Annotated in this window: 7 protein-coding genes; 5 read left to right on the top strand and 2 right to left on the bottom strand. The window is 33.4% G+C overall.

The window, feature by feature from the left end; translation table 11 throughout:
- The coding region (ligD, locus tag HU235_RS07425) for a DNA ligase D (RefSeq protein WP_174879799.1) at window positions 1-1,293 on the top strand (1,293 nt) is incomplete at its 5' end.
- Window positions 1,294-1,347: 54 nt separating this feature from the next.
- On the opposite strand, the gene HU235_RS07430 is transcribed toward ligD, so the two are convergent.
- Window positions 1,348-1,806 (bottom strand): MarR family winged helix-turn-helix transcriptional regulator, encoded by a 459-nt coding sequence (locus HU235_RS07430; protein WP_095301504.1) that lies wholly within the window; start codon window positions 1,804-1,806, stop codon window positions 1,348-1,350.
- Window positions 1,807-1,942: 136 nt separating this feature from the next.
- Here HU235_RS07430 and HU235_RS07435 point away from each other — a divergent pair, with 136 nt between their 5' ends.
- Window positions 1,943-2,701, top strand: a complete 759-nt coding sequence (locus HU235_RS07435; RefSeq protein WP_174879800.1) for a nucleotidyltransferase domain-containing protein — start codon at window positions 1,943-1,945, stop codon at window positions 2,699-2,701.
- Window positions 2,702-2,720: 19 nt separating this feature from the next.
- On the opposite strand, the gene fbpA is transcribed toward HU235_RS07435, so the two are convergent.
- Window positions 2,721-2,909, bottom strand: a complete 189-nt coding sequence (gene fbpA, locus HU235_RS07440; protein ID WP_095301502.1) for a Fur-regulated basic protein FbpA — start codon at window positions 2,907-2,909, stop codon at window positions 2,721-2,723.
- A gap of 287 nt (window positions 2,910-3,196) precedes the next feature.
- On the opposite strand from fbpA, the gene HU235_RS07445 reads away from it, so the two are divergent.
- The 3 genes from HU235_RS07445 to HU235_RS25470 form a co-directional block, all read left to right on the top strand.
- Window positions 3,197-3,454: a hypothetical protein gene (locus HU235_RS07445; RefSeq protein WP_174879801.1), complete on the top strand. Its 258-nt coding sequence runs from the start codon at window positions 3,197-3,199 to the stop codon at window positions 3,452-3,454.
- Between the two features lie 199 nt (window positions 3,455-3,653).
- On the top strand, window positions 3,654-3,992 hold the full coding sequence (locus tag HU235_RS07450; RefSeq protein ID WP_095301500.1) for a MerR family transcriptional regulator: 339 nt from the start codon (window positions 3,654-3,656) through the stop codon (window positions 3,990-3,992).
- A 370-nt stretch (window positions 3,993-4,362) separates the two neighbouring features.
- On the top strand, window positions 4,363-4,513 hold a 151-nt coding region (locus HU235_RS25470; protein WP_174879802.1), incomplete at its 3' end, for an aspartyl-phosphate phosphatase Spo0E family protein.

Genomic DNA, 4,513 nt, shown 5'->3' on the forward strand with positions numbered 1-4,513 from the left:
ATTGCAAAGCATAAAAATAGCAAATGGGAAAGTGGAGCACGAACGAAACAATGGTTAAAAATAAAAAATTATAAGCAAGCTAGCTTTTTTATTACAGGATATGATAAGGAAAATGGTTATTTTCATGTTGGGGTCTATAAAAATGACGAGATTTACCAAGCAGGTGCTTTTTCCCATGGAATGACTAGTAAAGAACGGGATTCACTTATTCAAATTATGAAACAAAATAAACAAAATGAGTCGGCTTCATTTATTAAAATGAATCCAGCAATCGTTGTTGATCTTCAGTTTATTTCACTATATAAAGGTCAGCTTCGTGAGCCATCATTCGTGTCATTTCGATTCGACCACACTGTTGAAGAGTGCACGTGGGATCAAATAATTATTTCAACAGCACCAGTTCATCGAGAGGTTCAATTCACCCATCTTCAAAAACCATTGTGGGAAACAGCTGATGTGAAAAAGGAAACGTTTATTAGCTATCTTTTACAAATTTCAGACTATATGCTTCCATTTATAAAAAATCGCTTATTAACGGTTATTCGCTTCCCTCACGGCATGTTTGGAGAAGCATTCTATCAAAAAAATTGTCCAGAATATGCTCCAAGCTTTATTCAAACAGTAAAGCAGGAAGAAATCGAGTATATCGTTTGTAATGATGTGTCGACATTGTTATGGCTTGGAAATCAGCTTGCGTTTGAGTACCATGTACCGTTCCAAACAGTTGATACACATATGCCAACAGAAATCGTCTTTGACTTAGATCCGCCTTCTAGAGACTATTTTTCATTAGCCATCAAGGCAGCTAACGAAATGAAACAAATCTTTGAGCAATTTCAGCTGCAAACATATCCGAAGCTCTCAGGAAATAAAGGTCTGCAAATTCATATTCCTTTAACAAAAAATTCGCTTAGCTATGAAGAAACTAGGATATTTACTGAATTCATTGCCGAATTTCTTGTTAATAGCTTTCCAGATGATTTTACAACAGAACGTTTAAAAAAGAACCGTGGAACCAGATTGTACATCGACTACATCCAACATGCAGAGGGAAAAACAATTATTGCTCCCTATTCATTACGAGGAAAAAAAGAAGGTGCGTTTATCGCCGCTCCGCTATTTTGGCACGAAATAAACGACAAGCTTTCAGTTGAGCAATTTACAATGGAGAATGTTCTAAATCGAACTAAAACGTTAGGCTGCCCATTTTCTGATTACTATCATCATCCACAGGATAGCCAATTGCGGACAATTATTCACGATTTAAAGCAGCTTTCAAACAACCATAAGTAAGCGTTACCACTAAGTGATTTAACAAACCCTTAGTGGTAACGGTTACAAATAAAATCATCTAAAGAGCAAATGCTGACTATGTACACCAGCTTTTTTTAATAATGCTTTTAGCTGAACTTGTTCCTCTGGTGAAAGTCCTGAAAATGCACGGGCAATCCGAATTGCATGAATTGGATAAATTTCATCTAGATAGGCCTGACCTTTATCAGTTAATTTTGCATAAACAGAGCGCTTATCTTTCGGATCTTGCTCACGATAGATAAACTCATTTTTTTCAAGCTTATCAATTACATACGTAACATTTCCACTTACTAATAAAAGTCGTGAGCCAATTTGTTGCAGTTTTTGTGGTCCCCTCGTATATAGCAATTCTAATACTGCAAACTCTGTTGGGTTAAAGCCATGCTCTTTGCTATCGCGAATGGAATGCTCAGAAACACTTTTGAAAGCCCTTGCAAAAATACGAAACAAATCTAAAGCATTTTGTAATTCTTCTTCCGTGTATTGTTTCATCTCATCGCCCTCTTATTAAAAAATTCATTTTTGTTTAATTCTACTATGATTTTATCAAAATTTGAAGGTTTTTCCTGACAAATCCAAGAAATAGATCATTTATTTTTTTAAAAAAGCGATATTGACGGGGGTTACTATGAGAAAAACAATTATTGAATCGCTAAAAAATATTGAAGCAGAAGAAAAAATAGCTGTGCTTTTAGCTTGTGAATCAGGAAGTCGTGCCTGGGGTACCCAATCACCAAATAGTGACTATGATATTCGATTTATCTACATACATCATTCAGATTGGTATCTCCAACTATTTGAACAGCGCGATGTGTTTGAAAAAACAATTCCCCCAACTATCGAGCTTGTTGGCTGGGACTTAAAAAAGGCATTAAAACTTTTATACAACTCAAATCCAAGTTTATTGGAATGGATCCATTCGCCGATTATTTATCGAAGTGATGATGCGTTTTTAAAAAATCTAAAGAATTTATCACAACAATTTTGCTCGATTCCTAGTTTGCTATACCATTATGTTCATATGGCTAAGAAAAATTTCCAATCCTTAAACAAGGAAAGAAATCGTACTCCAAAACGATACATAAATTGTATTCGACCGATTATGATGTGCTTATCGCTTCTCAATGGTTCAGGTTTCCCTAATGGAACAATTCAGGAACTTTTTCTTAACAATGTTGATGATAAAAAGCTCTTGGCTCAATTTCAGTCATTACTAAAAGTAAAAAGTGAGGAGCAACATTTATTCTCTTCGCAAGAGCTAGATAAATTTATTCAAGAATCGATATTTTTCCTTGAAGATAAAATGAAAAAAATTCATTTTCGTAATAAGCCAAATGTAGATTCATTAAATGATTTTTTTATTAATATGGTAAAACGATATTCATAATCAAGAGCGAAGAAGCCCATTAATTTGCTGTATTAGAGCTTCTTCTCTTTACTTGCGGAACATTTCGATAAAAGTAGTTGTACTCATCTTTTAGTTCTGTAAGAGTCATTTTATTTAAAACCTGTGAATTGTACACACCAATCGCAAGTAATTTCTGTGAATAATAATTTCTTTGCTCCTCAAGTGCATTCTGTAACATTTTGCTCATGAAAGTCATCTCCATTTTATTATTTTCCTACTATTTACCTTACAGTAGAAATGTTAGTTGTTGGTTAAGGCAGTGTTAAGATTCTCTTTCAACATATTAATTTTTGTTAAAAGAGTTAACAGTGTCTTTTTCTTCAATTGTAAAATGTACACATAAGTCTGCTAACAGCAATCACTATCCTCCTTCAACTGTTAAAAGGATGAACAGCAATGAAGCTTTCTATACTTCTTGTTTAAATTTATGGTAATTCGGCGAAAATAGTTTCAATGACGCAAGGAGTTGAAACGATGAAAATACGTGTAGTTTCTGTTGAAGAAATAGGTAATAAAACGAAAATTTTCTTTTTAAATGAAACTGAACCAAAACCATTACAGTTATATATGGCAATAACCGATCATTTATCACTCGAATTATTAACAGTTTTTAATTTAGATACAAATCAATTCGAAGATGTCACTACTATATTCACTAAAGAGTATTTACAAAACCTCAATGATCTCCTTTTAGTAGATGTATCCCCTGTAAAGCAATCTAAAGTGCTATAAAAAGATCGTTTCATCACTACCCCCTTTTATTACTTCTCATATTAATATTTCTCACATAATAATTCACACATCCTGTCATTATTCCTAACATCATTTTTGAAACCGACTTTCTTTGTTAGATTTTATAACATTATTGAAGTTTTTTCTGACACATTAAAGTATACTAATATCAAGAATGTTTCTTTAAAGGGGTGGAGTTATGAGTCAGCAGGACCGCTCTTATAAGGATAAAAAGGTCATCTCAATTGGGACAGTTAGTGAGTTAACCGGTTTAACCTTAAGACAAATCCGTTATTATGAGGAAAGAAAATTAATTGCTCCATATCGTAATGACAGAGGAACAAGGAAATACTCATTTAACGATATCGAGACCTTAATGGATATTGCTGATAAACGTGAAGATGGTGTCCAAACAACTGAAATTTTAAAAGAAATGAGATTAAAAGAAAAGCAGCGTGAAAGTGAAGCAGATATGAAGAAAAAGATGCTCCAAGGCCAATTGAATGCACAATTTAGATATGGACGAGGAAAATTGTAACACCCCCTTCCAAGGACCCCTTATATAGTATTAGTTTCTACTAATAGTATGTATAGGGGTCTTGCCATATTCTATCCCCCTCTTTTTTGCTTTTTCCCCAGATCTTTTCCCCCATAACATTTTACCTAAAAACATTATTCACCAACAAACAATCGACAATCCTCGTATTTTCGGATGTTTTTTTTATTCATATGAATCTCAAAATATTGCATCTATCAAGGATTAAAATGACTAAATATAGTAATTCCATCAAAATTTTATGAAAATTGTAAAAAAAATGCTCCGAAACCCTTTACAATAGGAAAAAATATCCGATAATAGAATTACTAGGGCTTTTCCACCTAGTAAAGCTAAGAGCGAGGTGGTTTTTGTGAAATCTATTGATGCAAAAATTGAAGAGTACCGAAAGAAAATGTTTGTTATCGCAAAAGAAAACGGTATAGAATCGCATCTCACACTAATTGCAAGCCAAAACCTTGACGAGCTACTTAATATTAAAATGAATGAAAGTCACCAAAATT

The sequence above is a fragment of the Metabacillus niabensis genome (genome assembly GCF_902829255.1).
Taxonomy (GTDB): domain Bacteria; phylum Bacillota; class Bacilli; order Bacillales; family Bacillaceae; genus Metabacillus; species Metabacillus niabensis.